This window comes from Halanaerobium polyolivorans, from assembly GCF_020711195.1.
In the GTDB taxonomy this organism is placed as follows: Bacteria; Bacillota; Halanaerobiia; order Halanaerobiales; family Halanaerobiaceae; genus Halanaerobium; species Halanaerobium polyolivorans.
Window position 1 is genome coordinate 1 of sequence record NZ_JAJFAT010000011.1, and the last position, 22538, is coordinate 22538.

A 22538-nucleotide genomic window follows, 5' to 3' on the forward strand; every position below is an offset into this window, starting at 1 on the left:
TTGATTATTTTTACTGCTCAAAAGAACTTGTTTTTTTGTGCTTTTTCTATGCGACGTTTATTATCTTATCAATACTCACTAGCTTTGTCAAGGAGTATTAAAAACTTTCTTTAATTATTCCTCCACCCAAAACTAAATCATCAAGATAAAAAACTACAGATTGGCCTGGAGTTACAGCTCTTTGAGGCTCTTTAAACTCTACTTTTATTTTATCTTCTCCAGTATTTTCAATAACTGCTGGAACAGGGTAACTATTATAGCGAATTTGAGCAGCTACTTCCATTTTGCCATCTAATGATGAAAATGGAATAATATTTATATCCTCTGCGATTAAAGCTTTACTGAAGACTGCTTGATCTTTACCAAGAATAACAGCATTATTTTCAGGATCCAGTTCGACTACATAAGCAGGATAACCAAGTGCTACACCTAATCCTCTTCTCTGACCAATTGTGTAATTAGAAATACCAGCATGGGTTCCAACCTTATTACCTTCACTATCTAGAATAGGGCCAGGCTGAGAAATCTCAGGATAATTCTTATCCAAAAATCTAACATAATCATCATCTGGAACAAAACAAATTTCCTGGCTTTCTGCTTTATTGTGAATTTCAAAACCTAATTCTTTTGCTTTTTGCCTTATTTCTTCTTTAGTAAAATCACCTAAAGGAAAAAGAGTTCTACTTAATTGTTCCTGATTGAGCACATAAAGCATATAGCTTTGATCTTTACTCTGATCATGGCCTTTTTTCAATAGATAACGTCCATTATTTTTTTCTATCTTAGAGTAGTGACCAGTCGCAATATATTCACAGCCTATCTCTCTAGCTTTTCTTAGTAGAGCATCAAATTTTATTTTCTTATTACACATTACACATGGATTTGGAGTTCTTGCCCGACTATACTCATCCACAAAGTAGTCTATAACCTTTTCTTGAAATTCATCTTTAAGGTTAAAAACAAAATGGGGTATATCCAGTTTTTGAGCAACTCTTTTAGCATCTCTAAGAGCAGAATATGAACAGCAGTGATCTTCTCGATCAGTTGCCTCTTCATAATCAGGAAAAATATGCATTGTTCCCCCGATAACCTCATAACCTTTTTCTTTTAATAAAGCAGCAGCAACTGAACTATCAACTCCACCACTCATTGCTATCATAACTTTCTTCATCTAATAATTACACCCTTATCTATATAAATTGTTATTTTAATGATCTTAAATGTCTAACTGTATCTTTTAAATTATCTATCAGATAATCGATTTGAGATTTATCATTAGCCAGGCCAAAAGTAAATCTAACCGCACTTTTAGCACTTTTTTCATCTGCTGAAATTGCTTTCAGAACATGAGAAGTACTAATTGAACCTGAAGCACAGGCTGAACCTGTTGAAACTGCAATTTTTTTGAGACTCAAATTATATAGGATGGCTTCTCCAGCCAAACCTTCAAATGTTAAATTTGCATTATTAGCTAATCTATTTTCACCTTCAGGACCATTTAAAGTGATATTATCGATCTCTGAAAAAACTCTTTTGATAAAATAATCTCTTAAAGCTTTTATTTTTTTTACTTTAGTGACTAATTCCTCTCTAAGAAGCTTAGAAGCTGCAGCCATACCTGCAATTCCTGTAACATTAAGGCTGCCAGCCCTTCTCTTTCTCTCCTGACTGCCACCTGATTGTTGGGGAATTAATTTAATACCACTTTTAAGATAAAGTGCTCCAACACCTTTTGGGCCATTAAACTTATGAGCAGAAACAGATAGAGCATCAACACCTAATTCTTCAACATCTACCTGCATTTGTGGCACTGCCTGCACAGCATCACTATGAAAAAAAATATTATTTTCTCCAGCAATCTCTGCTAATTCTTTAATAGCTTGAACAGTTCCAATTTCATTATTTGCTGTCATAATTGTAATTAAAATTGTATCATCTCTAATAGATTTTTTTAAATCTTTAGGATTGACAAAACCCTCTTGATCTACCTCTAAATAACTGAGCTTAAAACCCAGATGTTTTTCTAGGTATTTACAGCTTTCAATAACAGCAGGGTGTTCTATACTTGAAGTAATTATATGTTTACCCTGCTCAGCATAAGCCATTGCAATTCCTTTAATAATTAAATTATCTGCTTCTGTTCCACCTGAGGTAAATATTATCTCTTCAGCTTTATTGGCCCCAAGCAATAAAGCTATTTCTTCTCTTGCATTTTCAACAGCTCTCTCTGACTTCTCTCCTAAAAAATGTGAACTGGCAGGATTAGCAAATTTATTACTATAAAATTCCTCCATAACAGTTTTTACTTCTTTTCTTAATGGAGTTGTTGAAGCATGATCAAAATAGTATATTTCATTATTATTTAACATCTGATTTTTGTCTTCTTTCATCTTTCTTTTCAGCAAGAGCTCTCGCCAATAAATCAGCCAAAGTAGTATTTTCAATAATCTCGTTCACAGCTTCTGCCATTTCTTCCCAGAGTCCATGCATTACACATCTATCAACATAATTGCAAAAATTTTCTTCAACAACACAATCGACTGGTACAACCGGCCCTTCCAAAGCAGTTAAGATCTCGGCAACAGTTATATCTTCTGGTTCATGGTTTAACATGTATCCACCATGGGCTCCCCGAACACTTTTTACTAATTCCGCTTTGCGGAGTGTTGCAAAAAGCTGTTCTAAATATTGTTCTGATATATCCTGCCTTTCAGAAATTTTTCTAATCGGAATTGCCTTACCTTCTTCATGTTCAGCAAGATCTACCAGGGCTCTCAAACCATATCTTCCTTTTGTAGAAATTCTCATATTTTTCACCTCATATAAACTTGACTTTTGTTATCAACTTTAACTTATTCTAACATATGCCAAAAACTCTGTCAATATTGATTATTCAAATCTACTCACTTACTTAAAAAAAGTAGTTACAATCTTCAGTTCATAGTCTCCAGCAGTTTTTTTCTTGAGCCTTTTTTTAAGCGGCTCTAATTTGTCAGCCCTTATTACAGCAGCAGCTACAGCACCCTGATTACTATATTTGCTCTCATTAATTTCTGCTTCTAATGCTTCAAGTTGGGCTAAAACTATCCCAATCTTGTCAAAGCTTACCTCAACCTCTATTTTATGAAATTCATCTAATTCTTCAATCCCGGCCTCTTGTATAGCTAGCCTGGCTGTACCACCATAAGCCCTAATCAAACCACCAATGCCCAATTTAGTTCCTCCAAAATATCTTGTCACTATTATTACCGTATTTAATAAATCAGCACCTTTTATTGCTTCTAATACCGGAGGTCCTGAAGAACCAGCAGGTTCTCCATCATCATCAAAATATTCTAAAGCTTCATTTTGACCGGCTTCTACTCTAAAGGCTGAAACATTATGAGTTGCATCATCATATTTTGCTTTGATCTCATTAATCCTCATTTCAGCCTTTTCTCTTGAACTGACAGAAAAGATACTGCCAAAAAATTTACTGTCCTTGATGCTTTGTCTAACTTCAATATTTTGAGCAGGTCTTAATTTTTTTCTTGCCATAATTAATTATCAGCTCCAGCTTGATCTCCTTTTAAATAGTTCAAAAAATGCCTAACCTTCTTTTCTCTACCTAAACTGCCAGGTTGATAAAAATCTTCTTGAGTTAATTCATCTGGTAGATAATCTTGCTCAACATAATTTTTTTCATAATTATGAGGATACTTATAATCTAAGCCATGTCCTAAATCTTCAGCCCCACTATAATGGGAATCTCTTAAATGAGGTGGTACTGATGCAGCACCATGATTTTCAACATAGTTTACCGCTTTATCAATCGCCTTTATAACCGAATTACTTTTGGGAGCAGTTGCGATATAGATTACAGCTTCCGCAAGAGGTATTCTGGCTTCAGGAAAGCCAATCTGTTCTACAGCTCTAGCAGCAGACTCTGCAATAATTAAAGCAGTTGGATCAGCCATTCCTACATCTTCAGCTGCATGAATAACCACCCTGCGGGCAATAAATTTAGGATCTTCTCCACTTACTATCATTCTAGCCAACCAATAAATAGCAGCATCAGGATCTGAACCTCTCATGCTTTTAATAAAAGCTGAAATTACGTCATAATGCATGTCACCATTATTATCATAATTTAAAATTCTTTTCTGCATCGAGTCTTCGATGATCTCTTTATCTATATTAATCTGACCGTTTTTGTCTGGTGGTGTTGTTAAAACAGCCAGTTCAAGTGTATTTAAAGCAACTCTAGCATCCCCATCAGCTAATTCAGCGATAAATCTAAGATCTTTTTCAGCAAGATTAACCTCTAGTTTGCCCAATCCCCGCTCTTTATTAACTAAAGCTTTTTTTAAGATCTCAAATATTTGTTCTGCTGCTAATTTTTCCAATCTAAATATTCTTGAACGTGATAGGAGGGGAGAGTTAACTTCAAAATAAGGATTTTCTGTTGTTGCCCCTATCATTATTAAAGTCCCATTTTCAACTGAAGGTAATAAAGCATCCTGCTGAGATTTATTAAAACGGTGAATTTCATCGATAAATAAAATAGTTTTTTTATTATATAAACTTCGATTTGATTTTGCTTTTTTAATAACTTCTCTAATATCTTTAACCCCAGATGTAACAGCATTTAATTTTACAAATTCTGCTTCTGTCTGATTTGCAATTACCTGAGCAAGGCTTGTTTTTCCAGTTCCTGGAGGACCATAAAATATTAATGACTGGAGTCGATCAGCTTTAATCGCTCGACTTAATAATTTATTTTTACCAACAATATCTTTTTGACCAAAAAATTCTTCTAAATTTCTGGGTCTCATTCTATAAGCAAGTGGTTGATCTTTTTTGTCTTGATTAAGGTTTTCGAATAAATTCAATTAAAACACCTCAATTTTCAATCGTAATGATATCAGTTTGGGTAATTATCATATCAACAGCTATATCATGATCTTCAACAGGAAAATCATCAATAATAAATTCCTCATAAGCGAAAGCCACTTTTAAAGCACTTTGACCATGTTCTGCTAAAAATTTGTCATAATAACCCCCACCATATCCAATTCTATATCCTGCTTTGTTAAAAACCGCTCCCGGTACTATAATTATATCCAGATCACCAGGTACCTTTTTATTTCTTAATTCTCTTTTGGGCTCTTGTACCCCAAAAACTCCAGCCTGCAGATCTAAATCTAAATTATTAATTTGAGCAGTTCCTAAAGTACCCTCTTTTTTTAGGGTATAGGGAAGATAAAGCTTAAAACCATTTTCAATTAAAGTTTCAAGTAGGGGATAAGTATTAACCTCTTTTCGCATCGAGATATATGACATTATTTTTTGGGCAGTTTCCAAGTCCTTTAAACTTAAAAATCTTTCATTAATCTTTTTACTCCATTTATTAATTTTTTCAAAAGGAATTTTAGATCTCTTTTCTAAATAATGCTGTCTTAGTTCATTTTTAGTGGCCATTATCTCACCTCAAAATATTTTTAAAAAAAAGAAAATATCTAGCTATATCGTCTAACACTAATAATAGCAGAATTTAAGTGATTCTGCAAAAGAAAAAGCTAACCAATATTTGGTTAGCTAAAGAAAATAATCCGCCATGCCGGTTGATTATTAATTTTGATCCCTGTCTGCCAAGTGGGTGCCCTCCTACCTAGTTTGTATGTCCATCTAAGGCTTATACGCCGCAGGTAGAGACCAGGCTCCCTATGTGTAAGTGTTGGTCAAAATTTTGTTAATCATTATCGCACATAGCAGATTAAATTTATATTTTTTATTATCTTTAATCTATAATAATAGTAACATAAATGCTCCGAATCTGCAAGCAATTATCTTAACAATTTAAGCATATTCTTCTTAAAAAATTATTGCTAACTTAACTTTAAGAAAGCAGTGAAAGCCCTAATTCTTTAAGCTGTTTTTCGGCAACATTAGATGGTGCATTTGTTAGAGGAGAAGTGGCCCTCTGTGTTTTTGGAAAAGCAATGACATCTCTAATAGAATCTGTTCTAGCGGTAATCATCATCAAACGATCCATTCCAAAAGCGATTCCACCGTGAGGTGGTGTACCATAATCAAATGCCTCTAATAAAAAACCGAATTTTTCCTGCTGTTCTTCTTCACTTAAGGAAAGCACAGAAAATACTTTTTCCTGTAAAGGCCGATTATTAATTCTGATACTTCCTCCACCAAGTTCTTCCCCATTTAAAACAAGATCATAAGCGTCAGCTCTAACTGAAGCAGGATCTTCTTCCAATTTATCTATATCGGCTTCGATTGGAGCTGCAAAAGGATGGTGTTTAGCTTGATAGCAGTCTTCCTCCTCATCATACTCGAATAAGGGGAAATCAATAATCCAGACAAATTCATATACCTCCTCAGGTATTAAATCATAGTCTTTTGCTATCTTCAAGCGCAGATTAGCTAAAGCTGCTGCCACAATAGGAGCTTTATCAGCAACTATTAAGAGTAGATCTCCTTCTTCTGCCTCCATTTCACTTAAAATATTATCAATTTCTTCTTCAGATAAGAATTTTGCAATTGGAGATTTTAATTCATCATCACGCAGAGCTATCCAGGCTAAACCTTTTGCCTTAAAAAGTTTAACGTGTTCTTCAAAACTATCAATTTCACTTCTTGAAGAATCTGCTCCACCTTTAAAGTTAATTCCTTTAACCTGTCCACCAGATTTTACTGTACCACTAAATATATTAAAATCACTAGCTTCTACAATTGAAGAAAGGTCTTTCAATTCCATAGCAAAACGCAGATCAGGTTTATCAGTTCCAAACCTATCCATCGCTTCTTGATAGGGCATTTTTTTGATCTCTGAAGGAACCTCAATCTCTGCCTCAGCAAATATTTTTTCCATCAAACCATTAGTAATCTCAAATACATCTTCTCTATTTACAAAAGACATTTCCATATCAATCTGGGTAAATTCAGGCTGTCTGTTTGCTCGTAAATCCTCATCTCTAAAACAGCGGGCTATTTGAAAATATCTTTCCATTCCAGAAACCATTAATAACTGTTTAAAAATTTGTGGGGATTGTGGTAAAGCAAAAAACTGACCAGGATTGACTCTACTAGGCACAAGATAATCTCTAGCTCCTTCAGGAGTACTCTTAGTTAAAATAGGGGTTTCAATTTCCCAAAAGCCATTTTCATCTAAATAGTCTCTGGTTGCTTTAGTGATTTTATGTCTTAAACCCATAATTTTGGTCATTTTAGGTCTTCTCAAATCTAAATACCTATATTTTAACCTAATATCTTCACCGGCATCTATATCATCTTCAACCTGAATTGGAGGAGTTTTAGCTTTATCCAGAATTCTCAACTCATTAGATTTAATTTCGATTTCACCGGTATAGATATCCGGATTAATATTTCCTTCTGGTCTAAGTTCTACCTCACCCTTAATGGCAACCACATATTCAGATCTCAACTGATCAGCCTTTGCAAAAGAATCTTCACCAATATCAGGATTAAATACTACCTGGACAATACCTGATCTATCTCTAATATCTGCAAATATTACTCCACCATGATCTCGCCTTTTTTGTACCCAACCCATAATTATTATTTCTTCACCTTTATTTTTTTTAGAAATTTCTCCACAAAGGTGGGTTCTTTTAAAATCTTTTATTGTCTCTCCCATCTTACTTTTCCCCCTTATCTACTCGCTGCTTCATTTCCTTTAATAAATTTGATAGTTTAATTTCTGCTTCATTACCACTTTTCATATTTCTAATCGTAGCAGAATTATTATTAAGTTCATTTTCCCCAATAATAATTGTATATTCAGCATTCATGCGATCAGCTGATTTCATTTGTGAGCCCACACTTCTATCTAAATAATCAATTTCAGTTTTAAATTCTTCCTTTCTCAATATATCCAGTAGTCTAAAAGCCTCTTTTTTAGCTTTTTCTCCAATCACTGTAATATAGAGGTCAATACCTTCTGCTTCAACTATATTAATCTCCTTAGCCTGCAGGGATAAAAGCAGTCTTTCTATACCTAGAGCAAAACCTATTCCTGGTATATCTCGATTTCCGATCTCTTCGGCCAATCCATTATAGCGGCCACCACCGAAAACCGTGTTTTGAGCACCAAGCGCATTATCCTTGATTTCAAAAGCTGTATGAGTATAATAATCTAAACCTCTAACCAGCAGTGGATTAATAATATATTCAATATTTAAAACATCTAAAAATGACTGAACTTCAGAAAAATGAAGCTCACATTCTTCACAGAGATGTTCTGTTATTTTAGGAGCATCTTTAATTACAGCCTGACAGCTTTGATTTTTGCAGTCTAAAACTCTTAAAGGATTACGTTCAATTCTTTCCTTACACTTATCACAAAGTTCTGCTTTGTTTTTAGTCAAAAAAGTTTTTAATTTTTCCATATACTTAGGCCTACAGCTTTTACAGCCAACACTATTTAGATGAAGTTCAAAATCTTCTAGACCAAATTTTTCTAAAAGACGAATACCTAAAGATATTATCTCAGCATCTAAAGCTGGATCATTAGAAGCAATTGCTTCAACCCCTAATTGGTGAAACTGTCTGAATCTTCCCGACTGAGGTCTTTCATAACGAAACATAGGGCCAATATAATAATATTTTGTTGGTTGTGCCTGCCCATAAATTTTATTTTCTAAAAAAGAACGAATAACTGAAGCTGTTCCCTCAGGTCTTAAAGTTATACTTCTCCCAGATTTATCTTCAAAAGTATACATTTCTTTTTCAACAATATCAGTGACCTCACCTATACCTCTTTGAAATAGCTCAGTATATTCAAAGATTGGGGTTCTAATTTCCTGATAATTATAATTTTTAAAAAGCTTATGAGTTATCTCTTCTATGTACTGCCACTTTTCGATTTCCGGTGGTAGTATATCATTTGTACCTCTTGGAGCATTAAATTTCATTGCTAATTCACCTTCTGTTTTATTCTTTTTTTAAAAAATTTTAGAAAATCTATCAGCGATTTTATCCATTTTAAAAGGATAAAAAAGCTGATAGATTAAAGTTGAATCTAATTAGTTAATTGGATCTTCAATCTCGATTTCTTCTGTATCTTCGATTTCAAGATCTTCAATGTCTTCTTCGATCATTTCTTCCTCTAGTACTGGTAATTCATCTTCTTCGGCTTCCATGTCTTCACTCAAACCCTGGATTATTTCTATTTCATTATTTGCTTCTTCTTCTGCCCCTAATTGACTGAACATAACAAATAACTGATATCTTTTCATAAAATCATTTCCAGCTCTATCGGAAATTTCATTTAAGATTGCAATAGCTTCTTCTCTTTGATTCTGTTCAGCTAAAAACTGGGCATAATTAAAGCCTATATCATCATCATTAGGAAATTCTTCCATAGCCTCTGCGAAAATCTCTTCAGCCGCTTCATCATTTCCTAAAGCTGAATGAGAAAGAGCTAAATAATTATAGAAGACTGGATTGCTTTCTAATTCAATAAAGGAAGAGAATTTTTCAATGGCTTCTTCATAATTTCCTGTTCTATATTCATGATAAGCACTTAAAACCGGCTCATGAATTTCAACATCGGCATCTGCTTTAAGACCATCTAACCATTCTACTACTTTTTCATTTCTTTTGCCTTCTCTAATTTCTTCTGCAAGATCTGCTTCAACATCAGCAAATGCTGCTTCTTCTTCAGGATAACGTTCTAAATAAAGCTCTTCTAATTCTGTTTCAGAAACATCGACTTCCCCTATAGCTTCATTAATAGTCTGAGTCAATCTTTTTGATCTTTCTAAATTTCTTCTAATATCATCTCTTAAATCACCTAAGGTAAAGCCCTGTTCAGATAGGTTTTCAACTAACTCTTCTTCAGTTATTTCATTTTCCTCTAGAAGAGTATTGTAATTTTCATCTACCTCTGCTTCAGTAACTTCTACTTCAACATTAATATCATCAGCTTTTTCTAAAATTAAACGTTGTTCAATGATTGAGTCCAAAACTTCATAGCGGAAACTAATAATCTCTGAACTACTTAAAGTTCTTTGTGGTATCTGCTGCTGTAAAACAGAAAAGAATTCTTCTTCTGAGATTTCATAACCATCAACTTCAGCAATAACACCTGGATTTTCACTGCTTGGTGGCTGAGTTCCTCCTCCACCACCTCCGTTAAAATAAGCTCCATAACCCATAAAAGCACCAGTTATTACAAATGCCACAACAACTATATATACAATGATTCTACTATTATTTCTTAAAGTATTAAACAAACAACTTCACTCTCCTTTCTTGGATATTACTTTCACCTGTTTAATTTTAACTTATTAAACTCAGCATGTCAAACAGCTTAGAGCATCTTCGGCCAAACATCTTCTTTAAAGTCTTTTATATTTCCTCTTGCACCATGTCCAGGACAAAACTCTGTCTGTTCTGGAAGAGTCAAAACCTTATTTTCTATAGTTTTTTTGAGAACTTCAAAATCACTGTCTTCAATATCAGTTCTACCAATTCCATTACTAAAAATAGTGTCACCAACAAAAATAATGTCTTCTTGAGCAAGATAAAGAGCTATTCCTCCACTACTGTGTCCGGGTGTATGAATAACTTCAAATTCTAATGATTCAAAATTAATAATAGCTCCATCTTCTAAAAATTTATCTGCTGAAGGTGAAGTAATTCCATCACTAGTAAAAAATTTAGAAAGATTTTTATCTGCCGAAAGTAATTTATCAGCTTCATTTTGATGAATATAAAGCTCGGCTCCAGTTTTTTTCTTTAAAAACTCATTAGCACCAATATGATCAAAATGAGCATGTGTATTAATAATTATTTTTAAATTTAATTGATTATCTGCAAGATATTGATAAAGTTTTTCACCATCACCACCAGGATCAATAATCAATGCACTGCCATTCTCCGATATTATATAACAGCGAGTTAAAAATTGTCCTACCGAAAAGTGCTTAATTTTCAATTTTTACACCTTCTTTATTTAAAAGTTTTTATTGCTGTCAATTAGCATTGTTACCGGGCCATCATTGACAAGGCTAACATCCATCATTGCCTGAAATTCACCAGTTGCAATATCCAAACTACTTTTTTTAGCTTCTGCTACCAGATAATCATATAATTTCTCTGCCTTTTTGGGTCGAGCAGCTGCAAAAAAGCTAGGCCTCCTACCTTTACGACAATCTCCGTAAAGAGTAAACTGCGAAACAAGCATTATATCTTTATTTAGATCAAGAGCCGAATTATTAAGCTTTTCTTCCTCATCTTCAAAAATCCTTAAATTAATTATCTTATCTAACAAATAATCTGCATCTTCTTGACTATCTTCTTTAGCAATCCCTATAAACACCAATAAACCGGGGCCAATTTCCCCGGTTATTTCACCATCAACCTCTACAGTTGATTTTTTTACTCGTTGAACTACAGCTCTCATTTAAAACAACTCCTTATTAAGCAGGGTTTGATCTACTAACATTTAAAACTCCTGATATGGTTTCTATTTTCTTCATTATATCATACATGTGCTCGGTTGAACTTAATTCTAAAGACAGATTGATTATAGCTTTACTATTTTCGTCGGTTCTAGCCATAACTGATAAAAGATTTAGTTTTTCTTCTTTAATGATATGAGTAATATCATTTAAAAGTGCACTTTTATCAACAGCATCAATTCTAAGATCAACCTGATATGATTCAGTCCTACCTCTTTCCCAACTTACTTCAATTATTCTTTCAGGTTCACTATCTTGTAAACCTTTTAGATTTTTACAGTCAGTACGATGGACTGAAACCCCTCTTCCCCGGGTAATATAACCGGTAATCTCATCTCCAGGAACCGGATTACAGCATTTTGCCATCCTAACAAGCATATTCTCCATCCCTTTAACTGAAACACCTTTATCAACAGATCTTTTTTTCCTTTTTCTGGTTATATCTTTTTTGCCAATTTCTTTTTCAGCTTGATAATCACTGAATTTACTAATAACCTGTTTGGGACTGATGTTGCTGTATCCAACTTCTTCCATTAGATCTTCAACATCTTTTCTTCCTAATTCTTTGGCAATTCCCTTTAATTCTTTTTCTTTTTCTTTTTCAGTAATTTCAATATGATGTTTCTTTAAATGTTCATTGATTATATCTCTGCCTTTTGCGATAATTTCATCTTTACGTTGTTTTTTAAACCAGTGTTTAATTTTACTTCTTGCTCTCGAAGTTTTGACAAAATTGAGCCAGTCTCTAGTTGGGCCACTACTTTTTTTAGAAGTTAGGATTTCTACAATATCACTGTTTTCCAGCTTATATTCAAGGGGAACTATTTTGCCATTCACTTTTGCCCCTACACAGCGGTGGCCAACTTCTGTATGAATATGATAGGCAAAATCAACTGGAGTACCACCCTTAGGTAATGATACAACATCACCCTGAGGTGTAAAAACAAAAACTTCGTCTTCAAAAAGGTCGATTTTTAAAGTCTCCATAAATTCTTGTGGTTCTTGTAAATCTTTCTGCCATTCTAAAAGTCTTCTCAGCCAGGAAAGTTTTTCTTCAAATTTTTCATCCCCAACCTTGCCTTCTTTATATCTCCAGTGAGCAGCAATACCATATTCTGCAGTTTTATGCATATCATAGGTTCGAATTTGTACTTCTAGTGGATCTCCACTAGGAGCAATTACAGTTGTATGAAGTGACTGATACATATTTGATTTAGGCATTGCAATATAATCTTTAAATCGACCAGGCATAGGTTTCCAGATCTCATGAATAATTCCTAAAACTTCATAACACTCTTTGACATTTTCTACTAAAACTCTGACAGCAGTCAGGTCATAGATTTCGTCAAATTCCACTTCTTTACGTTTCATCTTATTGTAGATACTGTATAAATGTTTTGGTCTACCATAAATTTCTGCATCTATATCATGGTCTTCAATAGTCTCTTTTAATTTATCTATCGCTTCCTTAATGCTTTTTTCTCTTTCTTCACGATTAGTCTGAACTTTATGGGAAACCTCATAGTACATGTCAGGTTTTAAATAGCGGAAACATAAATCCTCTAATTCCCATTTTAATTTTGACATACCTAATCTGTGTGCTAAAGGTGCATATATTTCTAAAGTTTCTCTTGATTTTTCTTTTCTCTTCTCTTTTTTTAAATAATTTAAAGTCCTCATATTATGAAGCCTATCAGCCAATTTAATCAAAACTACCCTGATATCTTCAGCCATAGCAACAAACATTTTTCTTAAACTTTCAGCCTGCTGATCTTCTTTGGTTTTAAACTGCATTCTGGTAAGTTTGGTAACACCTTCAACAATATGAGCTACTTCCTCACCAAATTCTTTTCTAATATCATCACTTGTTATCTCTGTATCTTCGACAACATCATGCATCATCGAAGCTACTATGGAAATGATATCAAGTTCTAAGTCAGCTAAAATCATGGCAACACCAATTGGGTGATCCACAAAAGGTTCACCAGATACTCTGTACTGACCTTCATGAGCTTTCTCAGCATAATTATAGGCTTTAATAACTAAATCAAGATCAGGATCATCCATATAGCTTTTTATTTTATCTAATAAATTTTCTAGCTTCATATATATAAAAATACCCCTTTAGTTTTTCTCAATAAAACAGAATCAGTCAATTAACAATGATTGAACTTCATAATCTTTTAATATTTCTCTCCCATTAAGAAAATCAAGTTCTAATAAAAATCCACATGCTACTACTTCTCCCCCAAGTTCTTCTACCATTTTACTTGCAGCATATGTAGTACCACCGGTAGCTAAAAGATCATCTATGATGAGGATTTTATCTCCTTCATTAATTGCATCTTTATGTATTTCTAAAACGTTTTTACCGTATTCTAATTCATATTCCTTTTTTAAGACTTCATGTGGTAATTTACCTGGTTTTCTGATTGGAATAAAACCCCTATCTAATTCTATAGCAAGAGGGGTACCAACTAAAAATCCTCTGGCCTCTATACCAACCACATAATCAATTTCATAATCCCTAAAAAAATCAGCTAATTTAACGATAGCTTCTTTTAGAGCCTCACTATCTTTTAAAAGTGGGGTGATATCTTTAAATAAAATCCCCTTTTTGGGAAAATCAGGAATGTTTCTTATTTTAGCTTTAAGATTCATTTTCTTCCTCCTTAAAATTATTCAAGTTTTCAATCAGTGCAAATAGATTTTCAGCAAAGACAATATCTTTAAAATGAGAAAATTTTTCTATTTGCCTGGATAATTTATTATACCGTAAAGATGCTTTAAAGTCCAATTGATTTTTCTGCTCAGGCTTGAACTTTAGAACCTGACTTTTAAGATCAAATAGATCAAGTTCAGCTGCTATTTTCAACATCTGATTAAATAAAGTACTGTTTTTTAAATTGAAACTGTTGGCAAGTTCATATTCTTTTTTTATTAAATTTAAGTTGATATCAGCTCCCTGCTGAGGATTAATATTACTTAGTAAAAGCATAAATTCTTCCATCATCTCTCTACTGGGACATTTATGTTTGATTAGATTAAAATTAAAAGGGATTTCTTTTTCTGAAAAAAGCAGAATTATTTTTTTCTTTTTATCAGTAAAATTAGTGATAATCTCATTTAAATGCTCTAAACAAAAAGGAAGTGAATAAAATATTAAATGAGAAAAGCACTCTTTGTTTTTTCTTTCTTCACTAAAAAAATAATGAGCTTTATATTGCAGCTGTAGTTTCTTTTTTAGCTCTTTTTTATTTACATAAACTGCAGCTTTATCAATAAAAGAATCTTTAAGTAAATAATTGAGTTTTTGCTCTTTATTTTTATTATTTCTAAAATCATAGATCTTATAATCTTTTTTAGTGAAGACCAGTGGTGGGATATTTTCCCCTGCTTTTCTAAGATCAGATATTTTCAGCTGGATATTTTCTCTTCCCTGCCAGTGGTTAATTTCTGCCTGGGCAATTACATCGATTTTTTTAGCTGCCAACTCCGAAAAATAGTCACCCATATTAAAAGCAACAGCAGATAGATTGGAATTAAGCTTTATTTTTAAGTGATTATTTTTTTTGCCCATTTTATAATAATTTTTTAGCTTTAAATTTTGAAATAAAAACTTTGGTCTGGGATTTGCAACCCCAAAAGGACTAAAAACTTCTAATTTATTAATCAGGTCTTTATTTAGCTCCTTGATATCTAAATTTAAATCTATTTTTTTGAGCTCAAAAAAGTCTTCTTCAGCTAAGTTTTGCTTTAAATAGTTATTAAAGGCCTCTTTAAAATCTGCAATTTTGTCTTTTCTGATACTAAAACCAGCTGCTGCTTTATGACCACCAAAATTAAGCAGATATTCTTCGGCAGCTTTAAGTGCTTGATAAATATTTAGCTTTTCTATACTTCTAGCTGAAGCTTTAGCTTGCTCCTTGTTTTCAGTTAAGGCAATTAAAATAACAGGTAAATTATATTCTTCCACCAGTTTAGAGGCCACAATCCCGATAATACCAGAATGCCATCTCTGATCAGCCAAAATAATTGCTTTTTGCTCTTCAAATTTTATTGATTTAATTTTTTCTAAAGCCTGCTGATAGATTAATTCTTCTTCTTGCTGTCTCTCTCTATTTATTTTAATTAAAGAGTCAGCTATTTTTGCTGCTTTTTTATGATCATCGGTAATTAAAAGTTCTAAAGCTTTATCTGCATGGTAAATCCTTCCCGCTGCATTGATTGGAGGAGCTATAATATAGCCTACCTGACCAGAAGTAATTCTTTTACTATCAATATTTAATTTATCAATTAAGGTCTTTAAACCGAGATTTTTAGCTTTTTGCATCATTTTTAAACCATGTTTAACAATAATTCGGTTTTCTGCTTTTAAAGGAGCAATATCGGCTATAGTTCCAAGGGCAACAATTGGCAAAAAATCTTTTGCTAAAGCTTCTAATTCGAAAGACCTATCTTTCTCTAAAGCCTGAAGTAATTTAAAGGCAGTACCAACTCCAGCTATTTCACTTAAAAAATGGTTTTTTTCTTTAATTAAATGATGATTTATAACAGCATCTGCTCCTACTGGAGTTTCAGCAGGTGTATGATGATCTGTAATAATAACTTTCATCCCAAGCTCTTTGATTAATTCAACCTCTTTAAAGGCTGTAATTCCACAATCAACTGTTATTATTAAGTCAATATCCCTGGCTTTAATTTGATGAACCGCTTTTTTGCTTAAACCATAACCATTTTCAATTCTATCAGGAATAAAATAATCTACTTCGATATTAAAACGACTTTTAAAATATTTATATAATAAAGCAGTTGAAGTTATACCATCAACATCATAATCACCATAAATCAAAATCTTTTCTTTATTATTTAATGATTTATTTATTAGCTCTACTGCCTTATCCATTCCGGGCAGCAGGAAGGGATCACTTAAATATTTAAGGTCTGAACTTAAAAATATCTCTTTATCCTCTTGCTTAGTAAAAGCTCTTTCTTCTAATAAATAGTCAATTAAATTTTCACTTTTAATATTATTTTCATATTTTTTAATTTGCCAGAATTTATTCATTAAACCACACCATCTTTTTAATATTTACCAGAACGAAAAATAGAAATAATCAGTAAAAAACCCAAAAAACCTGCAAAGATATAACCAATAAAACCTAAGACTGGAATATTAAAAATCATTGGCTCCATTTCACTCTGAATTAATAAAGTTGAGCCTATTATTATGGAAGAAATAATCATACTCATCGATAAACGATTTGAAACAATATCAAGTCTGGCTATAAAGTTTTCTAAGTTTGTATGCCGGAAATTAATCGTGAAATTATCTTCTTCTATTTTTGTTAATATTTTTTTCAGTTTTGAATTAAGTTCATATTTTTTGCGGCCAAATTTCCAGACTTCTGAGCCCAATCTATTCATAATCTTTTTAGGCTGCATCCTATCTTCGATAATCTCATTTAAAAAGCCTTTACTTACTTCAATCACATTAAAATCAGGGTCTAATGCTTTTCCAACCCCTTCACTAACAGCTATAGCTCTAAATAAAAGAAAGAAATCCTGGGGCATTCTAATTTTATGTTCATAAATAAACTGCTGTAAATCTTCGAAAACTGCTTTTATTTCAATTTCTGAAAGATCACTACCGTAATATCTATCAAGCAATTTTTCCATATCTAATTGAAAGCGCCTTCTGTTAAAATCATTGGGTTTATCACCTAGAATTAAAATAACATCCATCAAAACATTAATATTTTTATTAACCAGAGCATAAAATAATAGGGCCATTAAATCCCTATCTTCCTGGGTTATTCTGCCCATCATTCCAAAGTCGACATAAGCAATGGTTTTTTCATCAGTAATAAAAATATTACCCGGATGAGGATCAGCGTGGAAAAAGCCATTAATCAAAACCTGCCTCATTAAAGCAGTAGCTCCAAGCTCTGCAATAAACTTATTATGGGGATGACTTTGATCTACTTCTCTTAATTTGCTGCCTACAATCTCTTCCATTATAATTAGATTCATAGTAGATAATTCAGAATATACTTCAGGAGCAGTAATATAAGGGTTATCAGCAAAGTCGCTTCTAAAACGCAAAATATTTGCGATTTCACCTTTGAAATTTAGTTCATCTTTGATAGTTCTTTTAAATTCTTCAACAATATTGACAGGACTAATCATAGAATGGAATAATTCTCTTTCCTCAGCAATTCTAGCTAAGTTCTGCATTATTTCTACATCAACATTAATCTTTTTTTCTATGCCCGGTCTTTTAACTTTCATAATAGCCTTTTTATTCCCTTTTAAAATAACCCTGTGGGTTTGAGCAATTGAAGCAGCAGCACTTGCTTCCTCTTCTATTTTTAAAATCTCTGTTTGATAAAGTTCTCCCAGCTCATCTTTTAAATAATTTTCGATTTCTTCAAAATCCTCTGCCGGAACTTTATCCTGTAGATTTCTCATTTCCTGTATAAAAATTGGAGGAAACACATCTGCTCTGGTGCTTAAAAGCTGACCTAATTTTATATAGGCAGGGCCAAGCTCCTGCAGTACTTCCCTAATTCTAACTGCAAGCATTTCATTTGTAGGGCGCTGTGTTTTACTAACCCTTTCTTTAAAAGGCAAATATCTATTTAGGTCAAGTTTAGCTATTAAAAAACCAAGACCATTTTTTACAAAGATCTGAGCTATCTCGCTATAACGTTGAAAATGCCGATAATGTTTGGGAAAATTAATATCCATCGCAATCACAGCCTTTTTTAAAGTTAGAAACCCCTCCAAATTTAACTCGGGAGGGGTTTTTATTAAATACTAAGTTATCTGTTATTAGAACAGCTTATTTGCTGATTCTATTTTGCCAGGTAACCAATAATGGACTGGCTACAAAGATAGAAGAATAGGTACCGGCAAACATACCAATAAATAATGCCAGCATAAATGTCTGTAATGATGCTCCACCGAAAAAGTAAATAGCAAGTATAGCAACCAAGGTTGTTATCGAAGTATTAATAGATCTTGGCAATGTATCAACAACAGCACTATTGGCCTGCTCAATAAAAGGCACCTTATGCATTAACTTCATATTCTCTCTTATTCTATCAAAGATTACAATAGTATCATTTATCGAATAACCAACAATGGTTAACAATGCCGCAACAAAAGGAGTGTTTACTTCTCTCCCGAGTATAGCAAATATACCAATTGTTATCAGCACATCATGCATAAGAGTAATAATCGATACAGCTGCAAATCTAAATTCAAATCTAAAACTTATATAAGCTACTATAGCAATTGAAGCTACCAACATTGCCAACAGGGCATTTATTCTTAATTCCTGCCCAATTGTTGGCCCAACCATATCGGTTCTTAGCATCTCCACATTTTGAAACTCATCCCTTACCGCCTCTTCAACAGCAACAATTTCATCAGAATCTAATGCCTGACCTCTTATCATAATACCTCTTAAACCATCTTGATCAGTTTCCTGAATATTAGCATCTTCAGCAATTCCAATTCTCTGTAATACTGCCCTTACATCTTCGGTTCCAACATTTTCTTCAACAGCAAATTCCATTATAGTTCCACCAATAAAATCTATACCAAAATTCAAACCATTTATTAATAAGAAAACTAAACCAATCCCTATCACAATTGATGATACTATATACCATATCTTTCTTTTACCTAAAATATCCACTTCAATTACCCCTTTCTGACCCCGAAGGCTTTTTCTGCCTGCATTAGTTTACTCCCTGTGAAAATATCAATAACATTTCTTGTCACAAAAAAGGCAGTAAACATACTAACTACAATACCTATACCAAGGGTTACAGCAAAACCTCTAACTGTACCACTTGTAAAATAGGCCAGAATCAGAGCAGTTATTATAGTGGTTACATTGGCATCTAATATTGTGATATAAGCTCTCTTAAAGCCTGAGTCTACAGCAGCCCTCAATGTTTTACCACTTTTCATTTCATCTTTAATCCTCTCAAAAATAATAATATTAGCATCAACAGCCATACCAATAGAGAGTATTAAACCTGCTATACCAGGTAAGGTAAGCACAGCCTGTAATCCGGCAAGTGTTCCCATCAACATTGCACCATAGATAGCTAATACACCTGCAGCTAAAACACCTGGGAAACGATAGTAATAAATCATGTAAGCACCTACAATTAATAAACCAATTAAACCAGCAATTATACTTCTTTGAATTGCTATTGAACCTAAGGTTGGTCCAACTGTTCTGGTTTCAATTACCTCCACTGGAACTGGTAAAGCACCCTCTCTAATTAAAATTGCATGCTCTTCAGCTTCCTGTACAGAATCATAACCTGTTATCTGTCCTCTTTCTTCAATAACAGCTTGAACTGTAGGATTTGTAAGTTGTTCATCATCTAAATATATTCCAATTCTTCTTCCCATATATTCTCTAGTAATATTTGCAAATCTATCTGAACCTTCAGAAGTTAGAGTAAATGAAACAACAGCTCTTCCATATTGATCATGATCTGCTCTAGCATCTCTAACTGCCTCACCTGACATTAAAACATCCCCATCGTCATTTCTAAATGTTAACATAGCTGTTCTACCAATAGTTTCAATTGCCTGATTTGGATTATCAACAGCAGGAAGTTCAACTAAAATTCTGTCACTTCCTTCTCGCTGAATTAAGGGTTCAGACAACCCTAATTGATTAACCCTTCTTTCAATTACCCCAACTATACCTGCCATAACACTATCATCAATTTCTCTATCTTCAGTTGGCTGGGCCTGTAATGTTATCTGGGCTCCCCCCTGTAAATCTAAGCCTAAGTTAATCCCGTAATGAAGAAATAAAAAGAGAGAAAAAGCAATAATAGCTAAGATAATGATAAATTTAATTCTTCTTTTTTGCTTATACCTCATTAAATATAAATCCTCCTAACAATAAATATCTAATTTTCAAATGATAAATCATAATCATGATGTTCAATTAGCCTCATTTCGTTCAGTGGCCAGTAAACCCAAAAAGCTTTTCCAGAAATCGAATCATAATCTACAAAACCAACTATACTATCAAAGCGACTATCAGCACTGTGATTTCTATTGTCACCTAAAACAAAAACACTCTCTTCCGGAACTTCATAAGGGCCAAAATCTCCTATTGCTTTTTCTTTGATATAATCTTCCTCTATTGCCTCACCATTTACATAAGTAACACCGTCTTTAATATAGACGGTATCATCTGGAAGACCTATCACCCTTTTAATGTATTTTTGAGCAGGAGCTCCTTGGGGACTAAATACTATTATATCTCCTCTTTCAGGAGGGTTTATTCTGTAAATAAACTTATTTACAAAAAGTCTTTCTCCATTTTGAAGTGTATCTGCCATAGAGTTTCCATCAACAACAAAAGACTGGGCAACAAAGGTAATTATAAAGAAAGCTAAAATACCTGCTATTACCAGTGACTGTAAAAATTCTTTTATCGCACCTTTCACATTATATCCCCCAGTTCATTTAAGTCCAATAATATTCTTATTTATCTGCGCTCTCTTGACTATTATTACCTTTTTCTTTGACCTTAGAAATAGCACTTTTAACAAAGTCAATATCTACTTCTGAACTAACTCTAACTCTAACATTGTTATCTCTGATTTTAACTACCTTACCTTTAATACCACCTATGGTTACTATCTGATCTCCCACAGAAAGCTTGTCCAGCATATCCTGATGTTCTTTTTTTTGTTTTTGCTGTGGTCTGATAAGGAAAAACCAAAAAATACCGAAAATTAATATCCAAGGTAAAATCGCGTACAAATATTCCATTTAATATCCTCTCCTAATTAATTATTATCTCTCATAACTATTTCAACAATAAAAATAATATTCCTGCTAAATAAAAGATTTATTACAAGAATAATATCATCAATCCTTAAGATTTTCAACAACTTACTTCAATTTGTATTTTTGATAAAACTCTTCTCTAAAATCTAAGAATCTATCTTCCTTGATTGCTTTTCGAATTTTTTCACTAAATTCAAGCATAAAGTAGAGATTATGATAGCTTGTTAACCTCACACCCAATATTTCATTTCTCTTCAATAAATGTCTAATATAACCCCGGGTGTAATTTTGACAAACATGGCAGTCACAATCTGAATCTAAAGGATTAAAATCTTCTGCATAAACTGCATTTCTAACAGTTAGTCTCCCTTCAGCGGTGAAAACCTGTCCATGTCTAGCAATCCTGGTTGGCATTACACAATCAAACATATCGATACCATAATAAACACCTTCTAATAAATCCTCAGGTGTACCTACTCCCATCAAATACCTCGGCTTATTCTTAGGCATAATAGGAGTTGTATAATCTAAAATCTTATAAATTTCTTCTTTGGGCTCACCAACACTAACTCCACCAATGGAATAACCGGGAAAATCTAATTTACAGATCTCTTTAACACTTTCTTTGCGTAATTCCGGGTAAACTCCACCCTGAATTATACCAAAAAGTGCCTGCTCACTATTTTCCATCTCTTTTTTAGATCTTTCTGCCCAGCGCAAAGTTCTATTGAGAGATTTTTCTACATAACTTTTTTCAGCAGGATAAGGTGGACATTCATCAAAAGCCATTACAATGTCTGAACCCAGATTTTTTTGGATTTGCATTGATTTTTCTGGAGAAATAAAATGCTTAGAACCATCTAAATGAGAGCGGAAATAGACTCCTTCTTCTTTAATTTCCCTCATATCTGAAAGCGAAAATACTTGAAAACCACCACTATCGGTTAAAATAGGGCGATCCCAGCTCATAAAATCATGTAAACCACCAGCTTTTTTGATCAATTCATCTCCAGGTCTGAGATATAAATGATAGGTATTGGCAAGAATTATTTGAGAATTGATCTCTTTTAATTCTCTGGAACTCATAGCCTTTACTGTAGCTTGGGTGCCTACCGGCATGAAGATCGGAGTTTCTATTTTTCCATGTGAAGTTGTTATTTCAGCTAATCTTGCCTCAGTGTTTTTAGATTCCTTTAATAATTCAAAATCAAACAA

The 22538-nt window shown here is 33.2% G+C and carries 20 protein-coding genes and 1 other RNA gene; all 21 read right to left on the bottom strand.

What is annotated here, in order from left to right:
* Positions 1-97: 97 nt before the first annotated feature.
* Positions 98-1171 (bottom strand): tRNA 2-thiouridine(34) synthase MnmA, encoded by a 1074-nt coding sequence (gene mnmA, locus LJ207_RS08420; RefSeq protein WP_229346008.1) that lies wholly within the window; start codon positions 1169-1171, stop codon positions 98-100.
* A gap of 31 nt (positions 1172-1202) precedes the next feature.
* Positions 1203-2390 carry a cysteine desulfurase family protein gene (locus LJ207_RS08425; protein ID WP_229346009.1) on the bottom strand — a complete coding sequence of 396 codons (1188 nt, stop codon included), beginning with the start codon at positions 2388-2390 and terminating at the stop codon, positions 1203-1205.
* On the bottom strand, positions 2359-2808 hold the full coding sequence (locus LJ207_RS08430) for an RrF2 family transcriptional regulator (protein WP_229346011.1): 450 nt from the start codon (positions 2806-2808) through the stop codon (positions 2359-2361). The genes LJ207_RS08425 and LJ207_RS08430 overlap by 32 nt, the downstream gene beginning before the upstream one ends.
* Before the next feature lie 99 nt (positions 2809-2907).
* Positions 2908-3537, bottom strand: a complete 630-nt coding sequence (locus LJ207_RS08435; RefSeq protein ID WP_229346012.1) for an IMPACT family protein — start codon at positions 3535-3537, stop codon at positions 2908-2910.
* Between the two features lie 2 nt (positions 3538-3539).
* The gene (locus LJ207_RS08440; protein WP_229346014.1) at positions 3540-4871 is read right to left on the bottom strand and encodes a replication-associated recombination protein A; all 1332 of its coding nucleotides are present in this window, start codon (positions 4869-4871) and stop codon (positions 3540-3542) included.
* Between the two features lie 10 nt (positions 4872-4881).
* Complete coding sequence (locus LJ207_RS08445; RefSeq protein ID WP_229346016.1) at positions 4882-5460, bottom strand: 5-formyltetrahydrofolate cyclo-ligase; 579 nt, start codon at positions 5458-5460, stop codon at positions 4882-4884.
* Positions 5461-5584: 124 nt separating this feature from the next.
* Positions 5585-5760: non-coding RNA, 6S RNA (ssrS, locus tag LJ207_RS08450), on the bottom strand.
* A gap of 118 nt (positions 5761-5878) precedes the next feature.
* Complete coding sequence (aspS, locus tag LJ207_RS08455; protein ID WP_229346017.1) at positions 5879-7654, bottom strand: aspartate--tRNA ligase; 1776 nt, start codon at positions 7652-7654, stop codon at positions 5879-5881.
* A gap of 1 nt (position 7655) precedes the next feature.
* On the bottom strand, positions 7656-8930 hold the full coding sequence (gene hisS, locus LJ207_RS08460; protein WP_229346019.1) for a histidine--tRNA ligase: 1275 nt from the start codon (positions 8928-8930) through the stop codon (positions 7656-7658).
* Positions 8931-9041: 111 nt separating this feature from the next.
* Entirely contained in the window at positions 9042-10253 is a 1212-nt protein-coding gene (locus tag LJ207_RS08465) for a SurA N-terminal domain-containing protein (RefSeq protein WP_229346020.1), read from the bottom strand.
* 77 nt (positions 10254-10330) lie between these two features.
* The gene (locus LJ207_RS08470) at positions 10331-10957 is read right to left on the bottom strand and encodes an MBL fold metallo-hydrolase (protein ID WP_229346027.1); all 627 of its coding nucleotides are present in this window, start codon (positions 10955-10957) and stop codon (positions 10331-10333) included.
* Between the two features lie 18 nt (positions 10958-10975).
* The gene (dtd, locus tag LJ207_RS08475; protein WP_229346029.1) at positions 10976-11425 is read right to left on the bottom strand and encodes a D-aminoacyl-tRNA deacylase; all 450 of its coding nucleotides are present in this window, start codon (positions 11423-11425) and stop codon (positions 10976-10978) included.
* Between the two features lie 16 nt (positions 11426-11441).
* On the bottom strand, positions 11442-13589 hold the full coding sequence (locus LJ207_RS08480) for a RelA/SpoT family protein (RefSeq protein WP_229346030.1): 2148 nt from the start codon (positions 13587-13589) through the stop codon (positions 11442-11444).
* A gap of 42 nt (positions 13590-13631) precedes the next feature.
* Positions 13632-14144, bottom strand: a complete 513-nt coding sequence (locus LJ207_RS08485; protein ID WP_229346032.1) for an adenine phosphoribosyltransferase — start codon at positions 14142-14144, stop codon at positions 13632-13634.
* Positions 14134-16551 (bottom strand): single-stranded-DNA-specific exonuclease RecJ, encoded by a 2418-nt coding sequence (recJ, locus tag LJ207_RS08490; protein ID WP_229346034.1) that lies wholly within the window; start codon positions 16549-16551, stop codon positions 14134-14136. The genes LJ207_RS08485 and recJ overlap by 11 nt, the downstream gene beginning before the upstream one ends.
* Before the next feature lie 17 nt (positions 16552-16568).
* Positions 16569-18233: an ABC1 kinase family protein gene (locus tag LJ207_RS08495; RefSeq protein WP_229346036.1), complete on the bottom strand. Its 1665-nt coding sequence runs from the start codon at positions 18231-18233 to the stop codon at positions 16569-16571.
* Positions 18234-18327: 94 nt separating this feature from the next.
* Complete coding sequence (gene secF / locus LJ207_RS08500) at positions 18328-19188, bottom strand: protein translocase subunit SecF (protein WP_229346038.1); 861 nt, start codon at positions 19186-19188, stop codon at positions 18328-18330.
* A gap of 5 nt (positions 19189-19193) precedes the next feature.
* A complete protein-coding gene (secD, locus tag LJ207_RS08505) occupies positions 19194-20402 on the bottom strand; it encodes a protein translocase subunit SecD (protein WP_229346039.1) in 1209 nt (402 codons plus the stop codon).
* Between the two features lie 29 nt (positions 20403-20431).
* On the bottom strand, positions 20432-20977 hold the full coding sequence (lepB, locus tag LJ207_RS08510) for a signal peptidase I (RefSeq protein ID WP_229346041.1): 546 nt from the start codon (positions 20975-20977) through the stop codon (positions 20432-20434).
* 37 nt (positions 20978-21014) lie between these two features.
* Positions 21015-21305, bottom strand: a complete 291-nt coding sequence (gene yajC / locus LJ207_RS08515; RefSeq protein ID WP_229346042.1) for a preprotein translocase subunit YajC — start codon at positions 21303-21305, stop codon at positions 21015-21017.
* 123 nt (positions 21306-21428) lie between these two features.
* The gene (gene tgt / locus LJ207_RS08520) at positions 21429-22538 is read right to left on the bottom strand and encodes a tRNA guanosine(34) transglycosylase Tgt (RefSeq protein WP_229346044.1); all 1110 of its coding nucleotides are present in this window, start codon (positions 22536-22538) and stop codon (positions 21429-21431) included.